At 65.5% G+C, this 24,592-nt stretch carries 22 protein-coding genes; 4 read left to right on the top strand and 18 right to left on the bottom strand.

Features of this window, described 5'->3' with window-relative positions; translation table 11 throughout:
* Window positions 1–565 precede the first annotated feature (565 nt).
* From U5782_RS17000 to U5782_RS16990, 3 genes are all read left to right on the top strand, one after another.
* On the top strand, window positions 566–1,870 hold the full coding sequence (locus U5782_RS17000; protein ID WP_322045024.1) for an acyl-CoA dehydrogenase family protein: 1,305 nt from the start codon (window positions 566–568) through the stop codon (window positions 1,868–1,870).
* Window positions 1,871–1,937: 67 nt separating this feature from the next.
* Window positions 1,938–2,972: an NADP-dependent oxidoreductase gene (locus U5782_RS16995; RefSeq protein ID WP_322045023.1), complete on the top strand. Its 1,035-nt coding sequence runs from the start codon at window positions 1,938–1,940 to the stop codon at window positions 2,970–2,972.
* Window positions 2,973–2,991: 19 nt separating this feature from the next.
* A complete protein-coding gene (locus tag U5782_RS16990; RefSeq protein WP_322045022.1) occupies window positions 2,992–3,366 on the top strand; it encodes an EthD domain-containing protein in 375 nt (124 codons plus the stop codon).
* Between the two features lie 60 nt (window positions 3,367–3,426).
* Here U5782_RS16990 and U5782_RS16985 read toward each other — a convergent pair whose 3' ends face one another.
* From U5782_RS16985 to U5782_RS16900, 18 genes are all read right to left on the bottom strand, one after another.
* The gene (locus tag U5782_RS16985) at window positions 3,427–4,569 is read right to left on the bottom strand and encodes an acyl-CoA dehydrogenase family protein (RefSeq protein WP_322045021.1); all 1,143 of its coding nucleotides are present in this window, start codon (window positions 4,567–4,569) and stop codon (window positions 3,427–3,429) included.
* Window positions 4,570–4,597: 28 nt separating this feature from the next.
* Window positions 4,598–5,362, bottom strand: coding sequence for a glucose 1-dehydrogenase (locus U5782_RS16980; RefSeq protein WP_322045020.1), 765 nt, complete (start codon window positions 5,360–5,362; stop codon window positions 4,598–4,600).
* Window positions 5,355–6,569, bottom strand: coding sequence for an acyl-CoA dehydrogenase family protein (locus U5782_RS16975; RefSeq protein ID WP_322045019.1), 1,215 nt, complete (start codon window positions 6,567–6,569; stop codon window positions 5,355–5,357). Before U5782_RS16975 ends, U5782_RS16980 begins: the two co-directional genes overlap by 8 nt.
* A gap of 14 nt (window positions 6,570–6,583) precedes the next feature.
* Entirely contained in the window at window positions 6,584–7,366 is a 783-nt protein-coding gene (locus U5782_RS16970) for an SDR family NAD(P)-dependent oxidoreductase (RefSeq protein ID WP_322045018.1), read from the bottom strand.
* A gap of 26 nt (window positions 7,367–7,392) precedes the next feature.
* Window positions 7,393–8,565 (bottom strand): acetyl-CoA C-acetyltransferase, encoded by a 1,173-nt coding sequence (locus U5782_RS16965; protein ID WP_322045017.1) that lies wholly within the window; start codon window positions 8,563–8,565, stop codon window positions 7,393–7,395.
* 50 nt (window positions 8,566–8,615) lie between these two features.
* Complete coding sequence (locus tag U5782_RS16960) at window positions 8,616–9,590, bottom strand: nitronate monooxygenase family protein (protein ID WP_322045016.1); 975 nt, start codon at window positions 9,588–9,590, stop codon at window positions 8,616–8,618.
* A 19-nt stretch (window positions 9,591–9,609) separates the two neighbouring features.
* The gene (locus tag U5782_RS16955) at window positions 9,610–11,760 is read right to left on the bottom strand and encodes a 3-hydroxyacyl-CoA dehydrogenase NAD-binding domain-containing protein (protein WP_322045015.1); all 2,151 of its coding nucleotides are present in this window, start codon (window positions 11,758–11,760) and stop codon (window positions 9,610–9,612) included.
* 35 nt (window positions 11,761–11,795) lie between these two features.
* Entirely contained in the window at window positions 11,796–13,001 is a 1,206-nt protein-coding gene (locus tag U5782_RS16950) for an acetyl-CoA C-acetyltransferase (protein WP_322045014.1), read from the bottom strand.
* Between the two features lie 186 nt (window positions 13,002–13,187).
* Window positions 13,188–13,943, bottom strand: coding sequence for an SDR family NAD(P)-dependent oxidoreductase (locus tag U5782_RS16945; RefSeq protein ID WP_322045013.1), 756 nt, complete (start codon window positions 13,941–13,943; stop codon window positions 13,188–13,190).
* 59 nt (window positions 13,944–14,002) lie between these two features.
* Window positions 14,003–14,935 (bottom strand): electron transfer flavoprotein subunit alpha/FixB family protein, encoded by a 933-nt coding sequence (locus U5782_RS16940; RefSeq protein WP_322045012.1) that lies wholly within the window; start codon window positions 14,933–14,935, stop codon window positions 14,003–14,005.
* A gap of 14 nt (window positions 14,936–14,949) precedes the next feature.
* Window positions 14,950–15,699 carry an electron transfer flavoprotein subunit beta/FixA family protein gene (locus tag U5782_RS16935; protein ID WP_322045011.1) on the bottom strand — a complete coding sequence of 250 codons (750 nt, stop codon included), beginning with the start codon at window positions 15,697–15,699 and terminating at the stop codon, window positions 14,950–14,952.
* A 51-nt stretch (window positions 15,700–15,750) separates the two neighbouring features.
* Entirely contained in the window at window positions 15,751–16,662 is a 912-nt protein-coding gene (locus tag U5782_RS16930; RefSeq protein ID WP_322045010.1) for an SDR family NAD(P)-dependent oxidoreductase, read from the bottom strand.
* Between the two features lie 44 nt (window positions 16,663–16,706).
* Window positions 16,707–17,162 carry a MaoC family dehydratase gene (locus U5782_RS16925; protein WP_322045009.1) on the bottom strand — a complete coding sequence of 152 codons (456 nt, stop codon included), beginning with the start codon at window positions 17,160–17,162 and terminating at the stop codon, window positions 16,707–16,709.
* Between the two features lie 16 nt (window positions 17,163–17,178).
* Window positions 17,179–18,336 carry an acyl-CoA dehydrogenase family protein gene (locus U5782_RS16920; RefSeq protein ID WP_322045008.1) on the bottom strand — a complete coding sequence of 386 codons (1,158 nt, stop codon included), beginning with the start codon at window positions 18,334–18,336 and terminating at the stop codon, window positions 17,179–17,181.
* Window positions 18,337–18,350: 14 nt separating this feature from the next.
* Window positions 18,351–19,550: an acyl-CoA dehydrogenase family protein gene (locus U5782_RS16915; RefSeq protein WP_322045007.1), complete on the bottom strand. Its 1,200-nt coding sequence runs from the start codon at window positions 19,548–19,550 to the stop codon at window positions 18,351–18,353.
* Window positions 19,551–19,602: 52 nt separating this feature from the next.
* Window positions 19,603–20,787 carry a lipid-transfer protein gene (locus U5782_RS16910; RefSeq protein WP_322045006.1) on the bottom strand — a complete coding sequence of 395 codons (1,185 nt, stop codon included), beginning with the start codon at window positions 20,785–20,787 and terminating at the stop codon, window positions 19,603–19,605.
* 37 nt (window positions 20,788–20,824) lie between these two features.
* Window positions 20,825–22,366 carry a long-chain fatty acid--CoA ligase gene (locus U5782_RS16905; RefSeq protein WP_322045005.1) on the bottom strand — a complete coding sequence of 514 codons (1,542 nt, stop codon included), beginning with the start codon at window positions 22,364–22,366 and terminating at the stop codon, window positions 20,825–20,827.
* Window positions 22,367–22,440: 74 nt separating this feature from the next.
* Window positions 22,441–23,583 (bottom strand): acyl-CoA dehydrogenase family protein, encoded by a 1,143-nt coding sequence (locus U5782_RS16900; RefSeq protein ID WP_322045004.1) that lies wholly within the window; start codon window positions 23,581–23,583, stop codon window positions 22,441–22,443.
* 292 nt (window positions 23,584–23,875) lie between these two features.
* Between U5782_RS16900 and U5782_RS16895 the strand changes: the two genes are divergently transcribed.
* Complete coding sequence (locus U5782_RS16895) at window positions 23,876–24,556, top strand: TetR/AcrR family transcriptional regulator (protein ID WP_322045003.1); 681 nt, start codon at window positions 23,876–23,878, stop codon at window positions 24,554–24,556.
* The last annotated feature ends 36 nt before the right edge of the window (window positions 24,557–24,592 follow it).

Raw genomic sequence — 24,592 nt, 5'->3', positions numbered from 1 at the left:
TTTTTTTGCGGCTTATTGCGGGGTTGGCATTTCCTTGGTTTCTTGTCGGTCTGCCAGCGTCGCCCCTGTGCGGGGCAGCACCTACTTTTCTTTGCCGCGGCAAAGAAAAGTAGGCAAAAGAAAGCCGCTCACACCGCCAGTGTGACGCAGTTCACAACCAGCCTTACGCGGGGAATGGTATAGGAGCATCCGTGTTTTCGCACCATCAAACATAGTGACAAAGGGCTCATTCATCCCGCTGCCCGCTACGCGCGCAGCGGACGGGTCTGCAAGGGAAACCAAACGTGCTTTTGCCATTAGCGCGAGCGCTCGCAAACCTTCGGTTTGCTGTTATGCCTCACGGGGCGCGGAGCGCCCCCGGATGAATGATGGCTTTGTCACTTTGTTTAGTGGTGCGATATGACGGATGCTCCTATACCTTTCCCCCTAAAAGGCGGTTTGCGGACTGCGTCACACTAGCGGTTTGAGCGGCTTTCTTTTGCCTACTTTTCTTTGCCGCGGCAAAGAAAAGTAGGTGCTGCCCCGCACAGGGGCGACGCTAATAGACCGACAAGAAAACAAGGAAATGCCAACACCGCAAGAACCACAAAAAAAGGGACCCACAACCGAAAAAACCAAAAGCAGTAAAGGAGAAAAAAGAATGGACCTGAAATGGAGCGAAGCGGACGAAGCTTTCCGCGAGGAAGTCCGCACCTTCCTGAAAGAAAACCTGACTGACGACCTAAAAGAAGCGGGCCGCTTAATGACGAGCGTATACGCGGACCACGAAGCCTCGATGAATTGGCAGCGCATACTAGCGAAAAAAGGCTGGGCAGCACCAGCATGGCCCAAAGAGCACGGCGGCTGCGCCTGGACCGCCTCCCAACGTTACATCTTCTCTCGCGAGCGAGTAGCAGCGGGCGCCCCGCCGCTCTCCCCGATGGGCATCCAGATGTGCGCCCCCGCACTAATCGAATTCGGCACACCGCAGCAAAAGGCCCACTTCCTGCCTCGCATGCTAAGCGGCGAACACTTCTGGTGCCAGGGCTACTCCGAACCACAATCAGGCTCCGACTTAGCCTCAATGCAAATGAGCGCCACAGAAGACGGCAACGACCTCATCTGCAACGGCTCGAAAATCTGGGCGACCCACGCAAACGTCGCCAACTGGATCTTCTGCCTCGTCCGCACTTCACGCGAAAGCAAACCCCAACTCGGCATCACCTTCCTGCTAATCGACATGACGACCCCAGGCGTCAGCGTCCAGCCCATCGTGATGTCGTCGGGCGAGCACATCCAGAACCAGGTGTTCTTCGACAACGTGCGCGTGCCCAAGGCCAATGTCATCGGCAAGCTCGGCGATGGCTGGACCGTGGCGAAATATCTGCTCGAATTCGAGCGCGGCGGCGTCGCCTATACGCCCGAGTTCCATCTGATGCTCGACCGCCTGCGCACTTTCGCCCATAGCGTGCCCGGCGAATCCACGCCGCGCCTGATCGACTGTCCCGTATTCGCGGCAAAGCTCGCGGCGGCCAGCGTGCGCGTGGAAACGCTCGAAGTCTATGAGTTGCGCACGATGTCGGCGATTTCGGCCGGTGGCTCGCCAGGCGCGAGTGCCTCCGTCATGAAGATCCTCGGCACCGAACTTCATCAGCACATCACCGAGCTCTGGCTAGAAGCGGCCGGTCCCTATGGCCATGCATACCAGCCGCACGCGGCGCGCCCCGGCGGCCCCGTCACGCTGCCGCATGCCAGCGGAACACAGGCCGGTCCGCTCGCCGCCGTCACCGCGCCGCTGCGCTATCTGAATGATCGCGCGGGTTCGATCTACGCAGGCTCCAACGAGATCCAGCGCAACATCCTCGCCAAGGCAGCGCTCGATCTGAACTGACCTCGCCCAACTTCCTGCCACGCTGCGCGCGCGACGCGCAGCGCGTCTTCTTTCGGATACCCAAGCCATGACAGGCTCACCCAACCCGCGTTCGAACCAGCAATGGATTCTGCGCCGTCGCCCCACTGCAAGTGTCAGCGCCGACGATCTCGAACTGATCGACACGCCCTTGCCATCGCCCGCCGACGACGAAATCCTCGTGCGCTCGCTCTTTCTCTCGATCGACCCCACCAACCGGCTCTGGATGAGCGAGCGTGACCAATATTTGCCGCCCGTGGGGCTGGGCGAGGTGATGCGCGGCACGGTGATCGGCGTCGTCGAATCGAGTCGCTCGGCTCGTTTCGCGCCCGGCGATCTCGTGATGCCGCCGCACGGCGGCTGGCAGCGTTATTCGGTCGAGCGCGCCGCGTCCTGCCGCCGGCTCACGCCCGCGCGCGGTCTGCCGCTGAGCGCGTATCTCTCGGTGCTAGGGCTCACCGGTCTCACTGCTTATGCCGGCATGCTCGACATCGGCCAGCCGCAGCCCGGCGAGACCGTCGTGGTATCGGCAGCGGCCGGCGCGGTCGGCTCGGTTGCCGGGCAGATTGCGAAGATCAAGGGTTGTCGCGTCATCGGCATTGCGGGCGGTCCCGCGAAATGCGCGTGGCTGACCGATCAGCTCGGCTTTGACGGCGCGATCGACTACAAGCGCGAGGACGTCGGCGCCGCGCTCGCGCGTCTGTGCCCCGATGGCGTGGACGTGAGTTTCGAAAACGTTGGCGGCGCGATCATGGATGCCGTGTTCCAGCGTCTGAACCGTGGCGGGCGCATGGCCGTCTGCGGTCTGATCTCGGGCTACAACGACGAGGCGCCGCTCGCCGGGCCGACCGACTTCGGCCGCGTGCTCATGAACCGTCTGACGATACGCGGCTTCGTCGTCATCGACCACCTTGCGCGTGCGAAGGACGCAATGGCCGATCTTGCGCGCTGGATCGATGAGGGCCGCGTGCAGTGGAAGGATCACGTCGTCGATGGGCTGGAGGCCGCGCCTGACGCGTTGCGACGGCTCTTCACCGGCAAACACGACGGCAAGCTGATCGTGCGTGTCAGCACGCTCGACTAACCCCACTCACGAGGACACGATGCTCAAACTGACCTTCTGTCTGCGCCGCCTTCCCCACCTCACGCCCAAGGCGTTTCAGGACTATTGGCACGATGTGCACGGGCCACTCGTGCGCGAGCTCGCCGACGCAATGCGCATGCGCCGCTATGTGCAGTCGCATACGTTGATCGATCCACGTTTCGCTGGCATCGGTGCTACGAGAGGCATCGAGGCCGCGCCCTTCGACGGTATCGCCGAACTCTGGTGGGACGATGTGGAAACGATGCTTGCGGTGGGCGAATCGAGCGAGGGGCGCGCGGCCAGCCGCCGTCTCGTCGCCGACGAGCGCAATTTCATCGATGTCGTGAATTCGCCGCTGTTCTTCGTGAATGAGCGTGAGGTGTTCGCGCGATAAAGAGAAAGCGCCGTTTCGCTTACGTTTGCGAAACGGCGCCTGGTTGTACGAAGAATGTGTTCAGGCCGCCGCCATCACCCGTGCATGGCGCGCGAGATGATGATCCACGCCGCCAAATGCGCTTTCAAGGACGGTCGCGCGCTTGAAGTAATGGCCGAGCGCGAGTTCGTCGGTCATGCCCATCGCGCCGTGCAACTGCACGGCGTTCTGCCCGACGAAGCGGCAAGCCTTTGAGATCGTCACTTTCGCGGCCGAGGTCGCGCGTTGTCGGTCCGCCACCGGCTTGTCTAGCGAGAGCGCCGCCAGATACATCGCCGAATTCGCCAATTCCACTTGCAGATACATATCGACCATGCGGTGCTGCAACGCCTGGAAGCGCGCAATCGGCTGGCCGAACTGCTTGCGCTCGCGCGTGTAGTCGAGCGTGTCGCCATGCAGCCGCTTGAGCACGCCTACGGCCTCGGCGCAAACGGCCGCGATGGCCGTGTCGCGCACCGCTTCGAGCACCGTCAGCGCCTCGCCCTCTGCTCCCAGCAACGCGCGGGCGCTCAGGTCGACACCTTCGAATACGAGGTCCGAAGCCCATCGGCCGTCGATGGTCGCGTAGTCGCGTGCCGCGACGCCCGCCGCGTCCTTGTCCACGAGAAAGAGCGAGAGGCCCGCAGCGTCGCCGCGCGCGCCCGAGGTGCGCGCCGCGACCAGCAGTTGCGTGGCCCACGGCGCGGCCATCACGACCTGCTTCGCGCCGTCGAGCCGCCAGCCGCCCTGCGCGTTGCGGCGCGCACGCGTGTCGATGAAAGCGAGCCTGCCGCCCGACGCGACTTCCTCCCAGCCACACGCGAACACGGCCTCGCCCGATGCGATGCGCCCAAGCGCATCCTCCGCAACCTCACCGCCGATGCGCGCAAGCGCGCCTGCGGCCATCACGCAGGTTTCCAGAAACGGCTCGATGAACAGCACCGAACCCAGCTCTTCCATCACGATCATCGTTTCGACCGCGCCGCCGCCGAAGCCGCCCACGCGCTCCGGCAACGCAACGCCCAGCACGCCCAGATCGCGCCCGAGCGTCTTCCAGACCTCACGACGCCAGCCCGCTTCGGACAGGATCGCACGACGCCGCGCCTCGAATGTGTAGTGGTCCTGCAAATACGACTGCAAGGCGTGGCGCAATAGCGTCTGCTCTTGTGTAAAGTCGAAATCCATCGTGTTCTCCCTGTGTTTCGGGTGCCGTTCAGAGCGAGCTGACCAGATGCCCGCCATCGACGGCCAGCACCGCGCCGGTGATCGAGCGCCCCGCGTCGGAGGCGAGCAGGAGCAGCGCGCCGTCCAGATCCTCGGGGTTGGAGAAGCGGCCTTGCGGAATGCGCCCCTGCAAGCGCTGGCCCGCTTCGCTCGCGAGGAAATCGCGGTTCAGATCGGTGCTCACGTAACCGGGCGCGAGCGCATTCACGCGAATCTCATGACGCGCGAATTCGAGCGCAAGCGCTTTCGTGAGTTGAAGCACGCCCGCCTTCGAGATCGCATAGGGCGCGACCGCGCCCGCCACACGCTCGCCCAGGATCGACGCGATATTGACGATCGAGCCAGGGCGTCCGGCCGCCACCCAGCGGCGCGCCGCTTCGGTCGCGACGAGCCAGGCGCCCTTGAGGTTGGTGTCGATCACCGTGTCCCAGTCGGACTCCGTTTGCTTGAGCGCGCTTTTGGCGACCGTGACGCCCGCGTTGTTGACGACGACATCGACGCCGCCCGTCTCGTCGAGCGTCCCAAAGGCGGCGGCGACCGAAGCGGCGCTGGCCACATCCATTTCGAGCGCCTGCGCCTTGCCGCCCGTCACGCCAATGCGCTCGACGAGCGCGTGCAAGCGCTCCTCGCGCCGCGCCGCCACCACCACCTGTGCGCCCGCTTGCGCGAACATGGCGGCGAAGTGCTCGCCCAGTCCGCTCGACGCGCCGGTGACGAGCACGCGGCGTCCCGTCAAATCGAAGCGATCAGCCATGACGCGCGCCTCCCGCCGATGCGCCTTCGCGCGAGGCTTCTAGCGCCGTTGCCTGGCGCGCGATGCGATTGGCGATGCTCCAGCGATGCGTCTCCGACGGGCCGTCGTAAATGCGGAACGCGCGCATGTCGCTGAAGATGCGCGCGACGATGGCCTCGCCCGTCACGCCGCGCCCGCCCAGCACCTGCACGCAGCGATCGACAACGCGCCAGAGCGCCTCCGAGCAGAGCACCTTGGCGACGCTCGATTCGTGCCGCCCCTTCTCGCCCTGATCGAGCACCCATGCGCAATGCCAGATGGCGAGACGCGCGGAGTGCAGGTCGATTTCGTTATCGGCAAGCTGGAAACCCACGCCTTCGTGTTCGATCAGCGTTTTGCCGAAGGCCTGGCGGCGGTTCGCATAGGCCACAGCAACCTCATGCGCGCGCCTTGCCGCGCCAAGCCAGCGCATGCAGTGCGTAAGCCGCGCGGGCGCGAGGCGCACCTGCGCATAGCGAAAGCCCTCGCCTGGCTTGCCCAGCACGTTCGCGGCCGGAACCCGCAAGCCCTCGAAACGCACGACGGCATGGCCGCCCGTGAAACACGAATCGAGCGCGTCCATCAGCCGCTCGACGTGAATGCCGGGCTGGTCCATGTCGGCGAGGAACATCGTCGCCGCGCCGCTTTCGTCGCGCGCCATGATGATCGCGAACTGTGCGCCTTGCGCCCCCGTGATGAACCATTTGACGCCGTCGATCACGAAGTCGTCGCCGTCCGCGCGCGCGGTCGTGCGCAGCATCGACGGGTCCGCGCCCGCGCCGGGGTCCGGCTCGGTCATGCAAAAGCACGAGCGCGCGCGGCCCTCGACCAGCGGCTTGAGCCAGCGCGCCTTCTGCTGCGGTGTGGCCACGGCTTCGAGCAGATGGATATTGCCTTCGTCGGGGGCGTGGATGTTGAGTGCGACGGGTCCGAGCGGCGAGTAGCCCGCCTCCTCGAACACCACCGCCTTGGCGATGTGTGAAAGGCCAAGGCCGCCGAGTTCGGTGCTCGCGTGCGGCGTGAGCAGGCCCCATTCGCGTGCCTCGGCGATGAGTTCGTCGCGCAGCGCTTCATGCGGACCATGCGCATCCTGACGCGGGTCCTGCTCGCGCGGAATGATCCGCTCGGCGATGAAGCGACGCGTGCGCGCCTGGAGTTCGAGCAATGGCGCAGAAAGTGAGAAGTCCAAAGCAGCGTCTCCGTTCAGCGCGGCGCCATGCGAATCGCGCCGTCGAGCCGCAAGGACGCGCCGTTCAGATAGCCGTTCTCGACGATCGAGACTGCGAGCGCCGCGAACTCTTCCGTGCGGCCGAGCCGCTTCGGAAACGGCACGGACTCGGACAAGGCCGCCAGCACATGGTCGGGCGAGCCCTTGAGCAACGGCGTGTCGAAAATGCCGGGCATGATCGTGTTCACGCGGATGCCCTCGCCGGACAGATCGCGCGCAACCGGCAGCGTGAGCGCCACGACACCGCCTTTCGACGCCGAATACGCGGCCTGGCCGATCTGGCCGTCCTCCGCGGCGACCGATGCCGTGTTGACGATCACGCCGCGCTCGCCGTCTTCGAGCGGCGGCAACGTGAGCATGCCCGCCGCCGCGCGCGCGAGCACGCGGAACGTTCCGATCAGGTTGATCTGCACGATGCGCTCGAAATCGGCGGTCGGGAAATGACGCACAGCGCCCGTGTTGCGGTCGCGCGAAGCGGTCTTGATCGCGTTGCCGGTGCCCGCGCAGTTCACGAGAATGCGCTCCTGCCCCTGCGCCGCGCGGGCGGCTTCGAAGCCGCGTTCGACGCTCTCCTCCGAGGTCACGTCCACCTTGTAGAACGCGCCACCGATCTCTTTCGCCAGCGCCTCGCCAGCCACTTCGTTCAAATCGAACAGCGCGACTTTGACGCCGCGTGCGGCAAGTGCGCGCGCCGTCGATGCGCCCAGCCCCGATGCGCCGCCCGTAATCACGGCGCTCAATGATTGATTGAGTTTCACGTCTTGTCCTTTTTCCCCTAAGCGCCTCAAAGGCGCTCGATGATCGTGACGTTCGCGAGGCCACCGCCTTCGCACACCGTCTGCAATCCGAAGCGTTTGCCTTCGCGGCGCAGCGCATGAAGCAGCGTCGTCATGAGTTTCGTACCGGTCGCACCGAGCGGATGACCCAGCGCAATCGCACCGCCACTCACGTTAAGGCGCGCGGGATCGGCTTCGAGCGCCTTGAGCCAGGCGAGCGGCACGGGCGCGAACGCCTCGTTCACTTCGAACAGGTCGATGTCGTCGATCTTGAGGCCGGTCTTTTGCAACGCGCGCCGCGTGGCCGGAATCGGCGCTTCGAGCATGACGACGGGATCGTGGCCCACCACGCCGATGTGATGCACGCGCGCGAGCGGCTCGACGCCCAGCGTCTTGAGGCCGCGTTCGTTGACGACCAGCACGCCTGAGGCGCCGTCGCAAATCTGGCTCGCACTCGCAGCCGAGACCCGTCCGCCTTCGCGCAGCAGCTTCACGCCTGCAATGCCTTCGAGCGTCGCCTCGAAGCGGATGCCTTCGTCGACGGTATGTTGCTGGACCTCGCCGTCGGCGGTCGTGATCTGCACCGGCACGATCTCGGCGTCGAAGTGACCCGCGCGCGTGGCCGCCGCCGCTTTGCGATGGCTCTCCAGCGCGAAAGCATCGAGCGTGTCCTTCGTGAGACCGTACTTCTTCGCGATGGCCTCCGCGCCGTCGAACTGGCTGAACACCACGCCCGGATAGCGCTCGCTCATGCGCGGGCTCGTATAGTCGCCGTAGCCGTGTTCGCGCGCGAGCGTCTGCGGCAGCGCGATCGGCACGCGGCTCATGCTCTCCACGCCGCCCGCCACGACGACGTCCTGCGTGCCCGACAGCACCGCCTGCACCGCGAAATGCAGCGCCTGCTGCGACGAGCCGCACTGGCGGTCGATGGTGGTCGCGGGCACGCTCTCGGGCAGGCGCGAGGCCAGCACCGCATTGCGCGCGACATTGGTGGACTGCTCGCCGATCTGGCTCACGCAGCCCAGCAGCACGTCGTCGATCAGGGCAGGGTCGATGCCGCTGCGCGCAACGAGCGCATTGAGCACTTCGCCTGCGAGATCGGCGGGATGCCAGGCGGACAGACGACCGCCGCGACGACCGCCCGCCGTGCGGGCGGCTGCCACGATATACGCTTGATCCATGATGGTGCTTTCTCCTCTGAATGCTCTGAAATTCTGCGTGAACGCCAGTTTTAGGCCGCCAGGCGCTGCGCCGCCGTGGCGATGTAGTCGCGCGCCTCGGCGACCATGCGTTCGAGCAGTTCCGCACAGCCCGGCACGTCGTCGATCAGGCCGACGCACTGCCCCGCCGTGATCACGCCGCCATCCACATCGCCCGCTTCGAGCGCCGCGCGTCCACGCGTACCGGCGACCAGCGGCCGAATCTCCTCGAACGTGGTGCCGCCGGGGCGGCGCTCCATGCTCACCACCTCTTCCGAGATCGTGTTGCGCAACACGCGCGCCGTGTTCTGCATCGAGCGGAAAATGAGCCGCGTATCGCGCTCGCTCGCGCCGACGAGTGCCGCCTTGATCGAATCGTGGATGGGCGCTTCGCGGGTGGCGCAAAAACGCGTGCCCATGTTCACGCCTTCCGCGCCGAGCGCGAGCGCCGCCGCAAGTCCCCGGCCATCGGCGATGCCGCCCGAGGCGATCACAGGCACCTTAAGCTTGCGCACGGCGGCCGGAATCAGCACGAGGCCGGGAATGTCGTCCTCGCCCGGATGGCCCGCGCATTCGAAACCGTCGATCGACACGGCATCGACGCCATGACGTTCCGCCGACAAGGCATGCCGCACCGCGACGCACTTGTGGATCACCTTCACGCCCGCTGCCTTGGCGCGCTCGATGAACGGGCGCGGGTTGTTGCCCGCCGTTTCCAGCACCGGCACGTTCGCTTCGAGAATCACGTCGAGGTAGCGCTCATAGGGCGGCGGATTGATCGACGGCAGGATCGTGAGGTTCACGCCGAAGGGCCGGTCGGTCAGCGCGCGACAGCGCGCGATTTCATCGGCGAGCGCCTCGGGCGTGGGCTGCGTGAGCGCCGTGACGATGCCGAGTCCGCCCGCGTTCGAAACGGCCGCCGCAAGCTCCGCGCGGCCCACCCACATCATGCCGCCCTGGATGATCGGGTAGCGGATGCCCAGCAGTTCGGTGATACGTGTTTTCATGGTGTCGTTGCCGGCAAGGTCAGGCGGCGGCCTGGACGGAGTGGAACGTTTCGTTGCGCTCGGCACGCTCGCGCAGCCAGTCCGAGGGTGCATAACGGCTGCCGTAGTGCGCAGCAAATCGTTCGCAGTCTGAAACAAAGGCGCGCAGACCGTGCGTGTCGATATACGAAAGCACGCCGCCCGTCCACGTCGGGTAGCCAATGCCGAGCGTCGATCCAAGGTCCGCATCGGCGGCGGTCTCGATCACACCTTCCTCCACGCAGCGCGCCGCTTCGAGCGCCTGGATCGTCAGGAAACGCAGGCGCAATTCGGCAAGCGTGGGTTGCGCCGCCGCCACCGGCCAATGCTCCGCGAGACCGGGCCACAGCCGCTTCTCGCCTTCGGCCGGATACTCGTAGAAACCATTGGGGCGACCCGGACGACCGAGTTCGCGCACCATCTTGCTCACGAGATCGATCGCCGCGCCGCGCTGGAAGCGTTCGTCGAGTCCATCGGCGATGGCCTGTTCGTTGACCTTCAACTGCAAAGGCAGCGAGACTTCGTCGGCCACGGCGAGCGGCCCGACCGGCATGCCCGCTGCGCGCGCGGCGTTCTCGATCAGCGCGGGCGCGACGCCCTCCTTGAGCATCAGGAAGCCTTCGTCCACATAGCTGCCGAACACGCGGCTCGTGAAGAAGCCGGGACTGTCGTTGACCACGATCGGCGTCTTGCGCAGTTGCTTGACGAAGTCGAGCGCGCGCGCCAGCGTTTCGTCCGAGGTTTCGCGGCCGCGAATCACTTCGACGAGCGGCATGCGCGGCACCGGCGAGAAAAAGTGCAGCCCGATGAACTGCGCGGGACGCGGGAAGCGCGCCGCCAGTCCGGTAATCGGCAGCGTGGACGTATTGCTCGCCAGCAGCGCGGTGCGCGGCATGACCTCGGCGGCGCGGGCGATCACCTCGCGCTTGATGGCGCGATCCTCGAACACGGCTTCGATGACGAGATCGGCATCGGCGAGCAGCGCGTAGTCGGCCGTCGCGCGAATCCGGGCCAGCGCGGCCTCGGCCGCCGCGCCGGTAATGCGGCCGCGCGACGCGTCGGTCGAGAACGACGTTTCGAGCGCGGCGCGTGCGTGGACTGCGCTCTCCTCAGTCGCGTCGAGCAGCACCACGTCGATGCCCGCCTCGGCCGCAACGCGGGCGATGCCGCGTCCCATCATCCCCGCGCCAAGTACGGCCAGACGTTCTACACGCGACGGCGCGATCTGCGCCGGGCGGCGCACGAGCTTCTCCGCCGCCGGCTTGTTGATGAACTGCGTGCGGATCAGGTTGCGCGCGACCGGACCTGCGAGCAGCTTGCCGAAGTAGTTCGACTCGATACGCAGGCCCGCGTCGATCCCTACCGCCATGCCTTCGGCGACCGCGGAAAGGATTGCAATCGGCGCCGGATAGTTCTCGTGGTTCGTCGCATGCAGGCGTGCGATAGCGCCCGTGTACGGGCCCGAGTTGTACGGCGCGCCCTTCACATCGCGCGGCGCCCAGCCGCGCTTGTCCCACGGCTGCTGGGCATCGGGATGCGCGAGCACCCAGGCGCGGGCGCGCTCGACGATCTGCGCGGCAGGCGCCAGTTCGTTCACGATACCGAGCGCAAGCGCCTGTTTCGCATCGACGGGCTTGCCTTCGAGCAGCATCGGCAAGGCTTCGGCAATGCCGATCAGGCGCGGCAGACGCTGCGTGCCGCCACCGCCGGGCAGCAGGCCCACGGACACTTCCGGCAGTCCGACCACGGCGCCCACATCGTCCGCCAGCACGCGGTAATGCGTGCCGAGCGCCAGCTCCAGACCGCCGCCGAGCGCAAGACCACCGAGCGCGGTCGCGAACGGCTTGCCCAGCGTCTCCATACGCCGCAGGATGGCCTGCAAGCGACGGCTTTCATTACGCGCTTCTACGACCGTGATGCCACGGTCGAACGCCGTCACGAGGTCCTTGAGGTCCGCGCCCGCCACGAAACCGCGCGCCTTGGCCGAAAAAATCACCGCGCCCTTGACGGCGGGATCGGCGGCGATGCGCTCGATCGCGTCGGCCAGTTCGGTCTGGAGCGCAGGGGTGAGGACGTTCAACGTGCGGCCCGGCACGTCGATGCCGAGCAGCGCGACGCCGTCGCGATCCACTTCATAGGCAAGATTCTGCATGGATGTCGTCTCTATTTCGTCGTGTTTGCGGTGGCTCAGAGCCGCTCGATGACCGTGGCGGTCGCCATGCCGGCGGCCGCGCACAACGTAATCAGCGCACGCTTGCCGCCGCGCCGCTCGAGTTCGTCGAGCGCGGTGCCGACGAGCATCGCGCCCGTCGCGCCCAGCGGATGGCCGAGCGCGATCGAGCCGCCGTTCACGTTGATGCGCTCGCGCTCCACGCCGGTTTCGCGCATGAAGCGCATCACGACGGAAGCGAACGCCTCGTTGACCTCGAAGAGATCGATATCGTCGAAACTCAGGCCCAGACGCTCCAGCAGACGCTTGCTGCACGGCGCGGGGCCGCTGAGCATGATGGTCGGCTCGCTGCCGATCGACTGGAAACCGATCACGCGGCCGCGCGGCGCGAGGCCCGTCTGCTTGCCAAACTCAGCACTGCCGATCAGCATGGCCGCTGCGCCGTCGACGATGCCCGACGAGTTGCCGCCGGTGTGGATGTGCTCGATCGTGTCGACCTGCGGATAGCGCTGGCGCGCGATGGCGTCGAAGCCCTGCTTGCCCATCGCGGTGAAAGCGGGTTTCAGACGCGCGAGATCGGCGAGCGTCGTGCCCGGACGCATGTGTTCGTCGCGCGCCAGCACGATTTCGCCTGCCACGTCGCGCACCGGCACGACCGACTTCGCGAAGCGGCCCTCGTCCCAGGCCTGCGCGGCGAGGCGCTGACTTTCGACGGCGAAAGCATCGACATCCTCGCGGCTGTAGCCGTCGAGCGCGGCGATCAGGTCTGCGCCGATGCCTTGCGGCGCGTAATAGCATTTCCAGCCCGTTTGCGGGTCGGCGTACCACGGGCCGCCGTCGCCACCGATGGGTGTACGCGACATCGATTCGACGCCGCCCGCGACCACGCTGCGCGCCTGGCCGCTGCTCACGAGCGAGGCGCCCAGGTTGACGGCTTCGAGCGCCGACGCGCAGAAGCGGTTGATCTGCTGGCCGGGCACGGCCTGCGCGTAGTCGGCGGCAATCGCGGCCACGCGGCCGAGATTCGCGCCCTGCTCGCCGATGGGCGCGACACAACCGAGAATCACATCGTCGACGAGTTCGGTATCGAACCCGCTGCGATCGCGCACGGCCGCGAGCGCCTGGGCCGCGAGCTGGACCGGCGTGATTTCGTGAAGGCTGCCGTCCGCGCGCCCTTTGCCGCGAGGCGTGCGCACGTGGTCGTAGATATAGGCGTCTTGCACTGGGACTCCCCTCTGGTGATGGCTTGGCGCCGCTTCAATACGGCGACGGGCATGCTGAGCAGATTAGCGGGAGTTGTGCAGCGCGGCGTCGTCGAATCCGACGATTCGGCGCGGGTGGCGCAGGCGGGTAATGACGGCCACCGGGGACGGCCACCGGGCGCCAGAACCCGGCGGCATTGCTGTCGACTAGGCGGTCAGACCGCCATCGACCAGATAGTGCGCGCCCGTGACGAACGACGCGCGATCCGAGGCCAGCCACACCACCATTTCCGCGACTTCGGAGGGATGAGCGGCGCGGCGGATGATGGCGCTCGCCATCGCCGCCTCCTGCGCGCGCGCGAGGCGCGGATCGTGCCCCGCGTTGGTCATGGGCGTGGCAATGAGCCCCGGGCACACGGCATTGATGCGAATACCCTGCTTGCCATATTCCTTCGCGGCCGCACGCGTCAAACCGATCACGCCATGTTTGGCTGCGGTGTAAGGCGCGAGGCCGCCCAGACCCATGACGCCGGCGATCGACGCGGTATTCACGATCGAGCCGCCTTGCTCCTTCATGGCTTTCAGTTCGTGCACCATGCAGTTGAACACGCCGCCCAGATTGACATCGATGATCCTGCGCCAGTTTTCGAGGCCCTGCGCGTCGGTCGGCGCGACGGTGCCGGAAATGCCGGCGTTATTGAAGGCGATGTCGAGGCGGCCGAAGCGCTCCAGCGTGGCCGCCACCATGCCCGCGCAGTCCTCGTCGCGGGTGACGTCCACACGCAATGCCAATGCCTCACCACCCTGCTCCTCGATCGAGAGGGCGACCGTTCGCGCCTCGGCTTCCGCCAGGTCGGCGATCACGACATGCGCGCCCGCTTGCGCAAACAGTTGCGCGGTGGCGCGACCAATGCCCGATGCCCCGCCCGTGACAATGGCGACTTTTCCCTGCAAGTCAGACATGCTTACTCCTTGTCTTCAGAATTTAATCAGCAATCCTTGTGGTCATGCGAAAGGATGGCTCAAACGATGTCCGTCACTGACGGCACGACGGTGAACAGATCGCCAACAAGGCCGTAATCGGCCACGCTGAAAATCGGTGCTTCTTCGTCCTTGTTGATCGCGACGATCACCTTCGAGTCCTTCATGCCCGCCAGGTGCTGGATAGCGCCCGAGATGCCCACGGCGATATACAGTTGCGGCGCGACGATCTTGCCGGTCTGGCCCACCTGGTAGTCGTTCGGCACATAGCCGGCATCGACTGCCGCGCGTGATGCACCCAGTGCGGCGTTGAGCTTGTCCGCCAGCGGCTCCAGCACGCGGGTGTAGTTCTCGCCATTGCCCAGACCCCGACCGCCCGAGACGATAATCCTCGCGCTGGTCAGTTCCGGACGGTCGAGCTTCGTGACTTCACGGCTAACGAATTGCGAAAGGCCGCTGTCTGCCGGTGCGTCGATCTTTTCGATCGTTGCACGGCCGCCTTCTGCCGCCACCGCGTCGAATGCGGTCGTGCGTACCGTGACGACCTTGACGGCATCGGCGGATTGAATCGTGGCGATCGCGTTGCCTGCGTAGATCGGGCGCTCGAAGGTATCGGCGCTGATGACTGCGGTGATGTCGCTGATCTGTGCGACGTCGAGCTTCGCGGCGATTCGCGGCGTGACGTTCTTGCCCGCTGCCGTGGCCGCAGCCAGGATGTGCGAGTAGTCTTTCGCGATGCTCAACACCGTGGCCTCGACGTTTTCCGCGAGACCTTGCGCAAGTTGCGGCGCGTCGGCGAGCAACACCCTGGCGACGCCCGCGATCTTCGCCGCTGCATCGGCCACGGCTTGCGCATTGTGGCCCGCGACCAATACGTGAACGTCACCGCCAATTTTGTGTGCAGCCGCAACGGTGTTCAACGTTGCGGGCTTGATCGACAGATTGTCGTGTTCTGCGATTACCAGATTCGTCATTTTTGCAGCGCTCCTTACAGCACCTTGGCTTCGGTCTTCAGCTTCTCGACCAGCGTGTTGACGTCGGCGACTTTCACGCCTGCGCTGCGTTTTGGCGGCTCCGAGACTTTGAGTGTTTTCAGGCGCGGCGCGACATCGACACCCAGATCCGAGGGGTTGAGCACATCCAGCGGCTTCTTCTTCGCCTTCATGATGTTCGGCAACGTCACGTAGCGCGGCTCGTTCAGGCGCAGATCCGTCGTGACCACGGCGGGCAGCTTGAGCGACAAAGTTTGCGCACCGCCATCGACTTCACGCGCAACCGTGGCCTTGCCATCGGCCACCGTAATCTTCGATGCGAACGTGGCTTGCGGTAGATCGGCTAGGGCAGCGAGCATTTGACCGGTCTGGTTTGAATCGTCGTCGATGGCCTGCTTGCCGAGGATGATCAACGAAGGTTGCTCTCTATCGACGAGCGCTTTTAAAAGCTTCGCGACGGCCAACGGCTGCAAATCCTCATTCGCCTCGATCAGCACGGCGCGATCCGCACCGATCGCCAGCGCCGTGCGCAATGTTTCCTGTGCCTGTGCAACACCACACGAGACGGCGATCACTTCCGTCGCCACGCCCGCTTCCTTCAAGCGCACCGCCTCTTCCACGGCGATCTCGTCGAACGGGTTCATCGACATCTTCAGATTGGCGATATCGACGCCTGTCCCGTCCGACTTCACGCCAACCTTCAGATTCGGATCGACCACCCGTTTCACCGCCACCAATACCTTCACAATGGACTCCTTAATGATGGATTCGCCGCGCTTACACAGCGGTGACAATGCTTAACCGCGCAGCGCCCCGAGCGACGTTTCGATAAACCGCCCCACTTCCTGACCGGCTTCGCCATAGGCCGACGCCGTGCTCCAGTCCGAAATTTCCGCGAAACGGTTCGCGATGGCTTCGGGCGTCAACGTGTCCGCGCTGAAATGGCAAGGCGCCGTTTCGACCATCGTTGCCGCTGCGAACGCGCCTCCCCCTGCCGAGAGCACGACGCGCGAGGGCGCCGCCTCGCTGCACAGGAACAGCACCCCGGGCGTCACCCGTTCCGGCTGGATCGCGGCGAGCGCCTCGGGCGGCAGCAGTTCGGCGGTCATGCGCGTGGCTGCGATGGGCGCGATCGTGTTGATCCTGATGTTGTTCTTGATCCCTTCCTGATGCAGCACATTCATCAGGCCCACCAGTCCCATCTTCGCCGCGCCGTAATTGGCCTGGCCGAAATTGCCATACAGCCCGGCCGCCGAAGTCGTCATGACGATGCGGCCGTACTTCTGCTCGCGCATGATGTCCCAGACCGCCTTCGAACCATGCATCGAGCCCATCAGATGCACGTCGAGCACCGTGCGAAAATCGGCCACGTCCATTTTGGCGAAGCTCTTGTCGCGCAGAATTCCGGCGTTGTTCACGAGGATGTCGACACGCCCGAATGCGTCCATCGTCTGCGCGACCATGTCCTGCACCTGGCCGAAGTCGGCGACGTTGGCGCCATTCGCAATCGCGGTGCCACCCGCCGCGCGGATTTCCTCGACCACCGCAAGCGCGGCTGCCGAGGAACCGCCCGAGCCTTCGCGGCTGCCGCCGAAGTCGTTGATCACCACCTTCGCGCCACGCGCGGCAAAGGCCAGCGCATGCTGACGCCCGAGGCCCGCTCCGGCTCCCGTGACGATGGCCACTTTTCCGTCAAATCGAATGTTCATCTCTCGCTCCTCGTGTTGGTGTGTTCAGTCGCGGTGTAGCGTGGTTAGCGAAAGAAACGCAGGATCGGCTCGGCCACGCAGGCCGGCTTCGATGCGCCTTCGCACTCGATCGTCATCTCGATCTTGATCTGCACCGCGCCGTTGCCGAGCGCTTCCCAGTCGAGCAGCCGGAACAGCCCGCGAATGCGGCTGCCTACGGGCACCGGCGCGGGAAAGCGCACCTTGTCGAGGCCGTAGTTCACCCCCGCCGAGGTGCCGCGAACCTCGAAGGCCGACGCGGCCAGGCCCGGCAACAGGCTCAGCGTCAGATAGCCGTGCGCGATGGGCGCGCCGAACGGACCGGTCCTGGCACGCTCCACGTCGACGTGTATCCATTGATGATCGTTCGTTGCGTCGGCGAACAGGTTCACGCGCGGCTGCTCGATCAGGAGCCAGTCGCTCACGCCGATGAGTTCGCCCTTCAGGGGTTTCAAGGCATCGGGCGATTCGTAGATTTTCATCAGACCTTCCCTCGATTCAAATGAGCACGCGTTGAAGCGCATCGGCGCACACCGTTTCGTGCTGGTCGCTGCTGCCGAAAACGAGGTCGGCGACGATTGCGCGTTTGAAGTAATGGCCGATCACGCACTCCTCGGTCATGCCGATGCCGCCGTGCAACTGGATCGCCTCGCCGCAGACTTTTTTCGCCGCCCGGCACACGAACGCCTTGGCGGCCGACGCACTCAATTGCAGCGCGGCGGCATCGCCGGCATCGCGCGCTTCGAAGGCGGCGAGCAGCGCGAACAGCATCGAACGGGCGAGCTCCATTTCGGCCGCCATGTCGGCCATGCGATGCTGCAATGCCTGGAAGCTGCCGATGGGCACGCCGAACTGTTTGCGGACCTTCAGGTAGTCCGACGTGATGTCGATCGCGGCTTCCATCGCGCCAACCAGTTCGGCGCATTGCACGGCGATGGCGTGGGCGAGCCCTTGACGCAGGGCCGGCAGGCTATCGCCGCCGTAGCCGATGCGCGCATCGGCGCCCACCTGCACGCCGTCGAGTGTGATGTCTGCGGCCCAGCTGCCGTCGTGTAGCGGCAGCGCGCGCTGGGTGAGCCGCGCGCTGCCCGGGTCGACGAGAAACAGCGCGATGCTGCCGGGGGCGTTTCCAACGCCGTCGACGCAAGCCGACACCAGCAACCTCTGCGCGCCCGGTGCGCCCAGCACCAGCGTCTTGTGTCCGCGCAGCGCGTAGCCGCCCGCTTGCGGCGTCGCCCGCGTACGCACAACGGCGGGGTTGCCGCGCGCTTCGGGCTCGCTATAGGCCAGGGCGATGCGCAGCGTACCGTCGGCCAGGTGCGGCAGGAGGGTTTCCTTCTGCGCGTCGGTGGCGCTCGCCGCGAGAGTCTGCGCGGCGAGCACGGCCTGCCCCGCGAACGGATCGATCACGAGCCCGCGCCCTAGTTCGAAGCCGATCAGCACGTTATCGAGGACCGATCCGCCCAACCCGCCATAGGCCTCCGGCAGCGCCGCGGCCAACCAGCCGTTGTCGGCGAACGCAGCCCAGTTGCGCGCGCAGGCGTGCTGCCCCTGCTTGATCTGCGCGGCCCGGGCCTCGAAACCGCACGCCTTCGTCACGAAGCGGCGCACGCTGTCCTGCAGCATCTGCTGCTCGGCAAGGAGAGTGAAATTCATGCTGGCGTCCCGCGTCAGAGTTGAAACATCAGCTTGGCGATGATGCCGCGCTGGACTTCGCTCGTGCCGCCGTAGATCGTCGTGGCGCGGCGAAAGAGCATTTCGCTGGCGATGCCCGGCCCGATGCCCGCGATGGGATGCGGGAGCGGCTCGTGTTGATCGGCGTGCGCTTCCGGGTAGGCAATCGCGCCATAATCGCCCAGCGCTTCGACCAGCAAGTCACCCATTTTCTGTTGAAGTTCAGTACCACGAATCTTCAGCATCGACCCGAGGACGTGGGCCGCAGGACTATGGTCCTGCTCCAGCACCGCGACCCGTTGGACCATCATGGCGACGGCCTGAAGCTCGGCTTCGAGGCGTGCGAGACGCCGCGCGAAGGATGTCTGGCGGATGAGCGGCTGCCCCTCGACCCGAAGCGTGGCCCCCAGCGTGCGCAATTGCCTCTGGAAGCGAACGAGAGCCGGCAATTCGGCCGTCGCGGCATGCTCGTTGTTGAGCAGGAAACGGGTCACGGTCCAGCCCGCCCCCTCGCCGCCCACGCAATTGGCCACCGGCACGCGCACGTTGTCGAAGAAGGTTTCGTTCAGGTGATGGCAGCCGTCGATCGTCATGATCGGGCGCACCGTGATGCCTGGCGTCCTCATGTCGACAAGCAGGAAGCTGATGCCGGCCTGCTTCTTGACGGCCGGATCGGTGCGCACGAGCAGGAAGATCCAGTCCGCCTCGTGCGCGTAGCTCGTCCAGATCTTCTGGCCGTTGACGATGTAATCGTCGCCATCGCGCACCGCCTGCATGCGCAGCGACGCGAGGTCCGAGCCCGAACCAGGCTCGGAGAAGCCCTGGCACCAAAGCCTCGTGCCGGCGAAGATGTGAGGCAGATGCTCGGCCTTCTGCTGCGGCGACGCGAAATGATTCAGGACCGGCCCCAGCAGGCGCTGCCCGAACAGGTCCTGTGTCGGTGCACCCGCGGCGGCGCATTCCTCGTCGAACACGAGACGTTGCTGCGGCGTCCAGCCCGTGCCGCCGTGTTCCTTCTCCCAGTAAGGCGCGCCCCAGCCGTGATCATTGAGGATGCCCTGCCAGCGCGCGAGCGCGGCGCGCGGCGAACGTACACCGTGTTGCGAGTCGGCCAGATCGGGCGGTAAATGCGTGCGCAGGAACGCGCGCACCGACTCGCGAAATGCGGCCAGGCCCGCATCGGGTTGAAAGTCCATCGGAACGTCTCCTGAATGTTGGGTAGGGGTATCGCCGCTGTAGCGCGCGGGATCAAACGCGCTCGTAGAGCGTGACCACACAGGCGCCGCCAAGGCCGACGTTGTGCTGGAGCGCGAGCCGCGCGCCTTCCACCTGGCGCGCCTGCGCGGTGCCGCGCAAATGCTGGACGAGCTCGACGCACTGGGCGATGCCGGTCGCGCCCAGCGGATGCCCCTTCGATAGCAGCCCACCCGAGGGATTCGTCACGTATTTGCCGCCGTAGGTGTTGTCGCCGTCGAGCACGAATTGTTCGGCGCCGCCTTCCGGGCACAGACCGAGCCCTTCGTAGGTAAGCAATTCGTTGTGAGCGAAACAATCGTGCAATTCGATCACGTCGATGTCTTTCGGCGACACGCCCGCTGCTTCGTAGACCTGTCGCGCGGCCGCCTTCGTCATGCCGACGCCAGCGATCTCGCGCATGTCGCGCGCCTCGAACGTCGAAGCGAAATCAGTCGTCATGGCCTGCGCCGCGATGCGCACCTGGCGGTTCAGGCCGTGGCGCTTCGCGAAGTCCTCCGAGCAGACGATCGCCGCCGCCGCGCCGCTGGTCGGCGGGCAGGCCATGAGTTTCGTCATCACGCCCTCCCACATCACTGGTGCGGCCAGCACGTCCTCTTCCGTGACGACGTTGCGGAACACGGCCAGCGGGTTGTTCGCGGCATGACGGCTCGCTTTCGCACGGATCTTCGCGAAGGTCGAGAGCTTTGTTCCGTACTGCTTCATATGGGCGAGCCCGGCGCCACCGAAGTAGCGCAGCGCGTGCGGTACGTCGCGGGCATCCACGAGTTCGTCGGTGATCGCGTCGAAGCGGTCGAATGGCGACGCGCGATCCTTGTAGGTCGTGCCGAGTGCGCCGGGATTCATCTGCTCGAACCCGAACGCGAGCACACAGTCCGCCGCGCCGCTCGCCACGGCCTGGCGGGCCAGATACAGCGCGGTCGAACCGGTCGAGCAGTTGTTGTTGACGTTGATGACCGGAATGCCGGTCATGCCCACTTCATAGATGGCGCGTTGCCCGGCGGTCGAATCGCCGTAGACAAAACCGGCATAGCACTGCTGGATCTGCGCATAGCTCAGGCCCGCATCCTGCAAGGCGAGGCGCGCGGCCTGCGCGCCCATCTGCGGATATGGCTCGCTCATGCCGGGCTTGGTGAACGGGATCATGCCGATTCCGGCGACAAAGACGTCTCGACTCATGGTGATCTCCTCCTGGGGTCTCGATTGATCGGTATCGTTACGCCACGTTGCGCGAACGATCTTTCCAGTGACGCTCGCGCAGCCGGATCTTGAGCACCTTGCCGGCGCCCGAGACGGGCAGCGCATCGACGAACTCCACGCTGCGCGGACACTTGTAGGCGGCAATGCGCGCCTTGCAGTGGGCGATGATGTCTGCGGCGCTCACCTTCGCCCCTTCCATGACCACCACGACGGCGTGCACGGCCTCGCCCCAGCGCGCATCGGGTACGGCAATCACCGCCGATACGGCCACGCCAGGATGCGACGCGATGGCGTTTTCCACCTCGGCCGAATAAACGTTCTCGCCGCCCGTGATGATCATGTCCTTGAGACGATCAATCACGTGGAGGAAGCCGTCGTCGTCCATGCAGGCACCGTCGCCGGTGAAATACCAGCCGTCGCGCAGGACGGCCGCGGTCTGTTCCGGCTTGTTCCAGTAGCCTTGCATCACGTTCGGGCCACACAGCGCCACCTCGCCTGGCGTGTTGCGCGGCACTTCCTGGCCGTTGGCGTCGACGATCTTCACCTGCACGCAGTAGCAGGGCCGCCCGGCCGCGTCCGGTGGTTCCGGCACGCTCGCAGTGGGGGTTTCGATCGATACCGGGCCCGCTTCCGTCATGCCATAGACCTGCACGAATCGCGTGGCGGGAAACGCGGCCTTCGCGCGCGCGAGCAGCGAGGCCGCCATCGGCGCAGCGCCGTAGATCGCGGTTTCCAGCGTCGTTACGTCGTAATGGGGCTCTCGTTCGATATGTTCGACGAGGCGTTGAATCATGGTCGGCACGAGCACCGTATGGGTCACGCCATAGCGGGCGATGGCGTCGAGTACGGCGCCCGGCTCGAACGCGGGCAGGATCACGTGCTCATTGCCTTGCACCCAATGGGGCCCGGCGAGTCCGATGTCGGCGATATGGAACATGGGCGCGGCGTGCAGGTAGATCGCGCCGGGGCGCGCGAGTCCTGCCGCGCAGGCGGTGAGCGCGGCGACGCCCAGGTTCGTGTGGCTCAGCATCACGCCTTTTGGGAAGCCCATCGTGCCACCCGTATAGAAGATGCCGGCCAGATCCTCGCCGCGCCGATAGCGATCGGCCACGGGCAACGTGCCCGCGATCAGCGCCTCGTAGGCGTGCATACCGTCCGGCACCGGACCGTCGCCGCAATAGATCAGCTCGCGCACGGTTTGTGCGTCGCGGCGCAACTGCGCGCCAAGCACGGCGAACGCATCGTCCACGAGCAGCAGCGTGGAGCCGGAATCGTCGAGCGCGCACAGCAACTCGGCGGCCGACCAGCGGATATTGCAGGGATTGAGCACGCCGCCACCCCACGGCACGGCCATCTGGAACTCGAGATAGCGATCCGAATTCAGCGCCAGCATCGCGACGCGATCGCCAGCCTGCATCCCCAGTTGCTGCAACGCGCCGGCGAGACGCGCCACCCGATCGGCCAGTTCGCAGAAGGTGCGCTCGCGTCCCGCGAAGCGCACGGCCACGCGATCGCCATACTGCTGCACGGCGCGATGCAATGCCTGGGTTTGATACATGGAGGTCTCCTGTCCCGTGTCGGTCGAACCGGTCGGACTGCGGCTGGCTGTCTAACCGCCAGCGCCGCGAGCCGTCAAAGACTGCGAGCGATGATGAGCTTCTGGATGTGGCTCGTGCCTTCGTAGATCTTGCACACCCGCACATCCCGCGCGTAGCGCTCAACGGGAAAGTCGCTCAGATAGCCGTAGCCGCCGTGAATCTGGATCGCGTCCGAGCAGACCTTTTCGGCGATTTCGGTGGCATACAGCTTGGCGATCGAGGCTTCCTTCATACACTCGATACCGGCGTCGCACAGGCGCGCGGCGTGCAGCGCGTACTGATAGGCGATGTCGGTCTGCGCGGCCATATCGGCCAGGTCGAAGCTCACGCCCTGCAGTTCCGCGATCGGCTTGCCGTAGGCAACGCGGTCTTTCGCATAGGCCACGGCGGCGTTCAGCGCCGCGCGCGCCACGCCGGCCGCAATGAAGGCGATGCCGATCCGGCCATCGGACAGCCCGCCCATGACGAGGCGATAGCCGTCGCCCTCCTTGCCGAGGATGTCCCGCTCATGCGCGCGGTAGTCGTCCAGTGCAATCTGCGCCGTGTGCGCCGTGTGCTGGCCCATCTTGCTTTCGATACCGGTGACGACATAGCCCGGCTGCTTCGGATCGACGATGAACATGGTGGCGCCGCGCTTGCCCGCCGCCTTGTCGGTCACCACGAAGGCGAGGCCGACACCGGCCTCGTTGCCGTTCGAAATGAACTGCTTCGTGCCATCGAGCACGAAATGGTCGCCGTCGCGGCGGCCCGTGGCGCGCAATGCCGCCGTATCGGACCCGGCCTGCGGCTCGGTCAGCAGGAATGCGCCGATCGACTCGCCGCTGGCCATGGCCGGCAGGTAGCGGCGTTTCTGTTCTTCGGTGCCGTGAAGCGCGATGCACAGCGCGGCAAAGTTATGCACGTGAAGAATCGTCGCGAGACCCGCATCGGCGCCCGCGAACTCGTACTGGGCGAGACAGAAGTCGGTCACGCTCGCGCCGGCGCCGCCATACTCCTCGGGCACCAGCATGCCGAGAAAGCCTAGCTTCGCGAGCGCCTTGAGTTCCGCGCGCGGCCACGCCGCGGTGCGATCGCGTTCGGCGGCGGTCGGCGCGATCACTTCGGCGGCGACACGCCGTGCCGAATCGCGGATCAGAATTTGTTGCTCGCTCAGAAAGGCGCTCGATGCGTCTGCCATGTTTGTCTCCAGATTGTTTCGATGGTCGGGTCGGACTGCCGTCGAGCACACCGCTGATGTGCATGCTCGCATCTAACAAATTCTACTCACGAGTTAATAGAAAATCCACACAGTTAATTTCTGACAGCGTGCGACGCAAATCGGCTATTCCCTTGCACAGCCGCCTCAAACTGACCTCGATCCACGGCTTGAGTGGCGTAACGCGCACGCCACCGATACGCGTTCCGCCATGCCCCGAAGTCTTGTCGACTACGTGGTAACATCCTTTGACCCAATTCCTGCACGACTGACCATGACCGCGCCTGCCACGAAACCCCGCACTTCCCGCAAGCCGAAGGAGTCGACCACGCGCTGGAAAAGCGCGCTGCCGTCGCGCGAGGAACTCCAGAAGCTCAAGAAGGCCGCGCTCATCCTGGAGGCCAGCCGCGCCTTCAAGGAAAAGGGCTATCACAACGTGTCGCTCGACGACGTCGCGGAACGGCTCAACGTCACCAAGGCGGCGCTCTATTACTACGTCAAGGGCAAGCGCGAGCTCCTGTTCGAAACGCAAAGCGTGGCGCTGGATCTCGGCGACGTTGCGCTCACCGAGGCCAACCACGGCAAGACCGGGCTCGAGAAGGTCGTGCTGATCGTGCGCAAGTTCATCCTGCTGGTCACCGACGATTCCGTGCTTAGCCTCTTTGTGTCGCCGCTCGACGACCTGCTGCCCGAGCACCAGGACATCGTCCGCCAGCGCCGGCGCGCGTTCGATCAGCACATGAGGACGATCGTTCAGGAGGGCATCGAAGACGGCTCGATCTCCCCTTGCGAACCCAGACTCGCCGTTGCATGGCTGATGGGCGCGATCAACTGGATTCCGCAGTGGTTCAGTCACGACGGCGATCGCAGTCCCGAGGAGTTGTCCCAGGCGCTCATCCAGTTCATGGTTCGCGGTCTCGCCGCTGATCCAACCAGCCTCTCGCTCGCGCGTTGATTCGCGCACGGGGGCGCAAACGTCTGCGCTCCCTTC

This window comes from Paraburkholderia sp. J67 (genome assembly GCF_905220265.1).
Taxonomy (GTDB): Bacteria; Pseudomonadota; Gammaproteobacteria; order Burkholderiales; family Burkholderiaceae; genus Paraburkholderia.
Note: the sequence above shows the minus strand (reverse complement) of the source record. Positions and strands in the feature narration are given on the sequence as shown.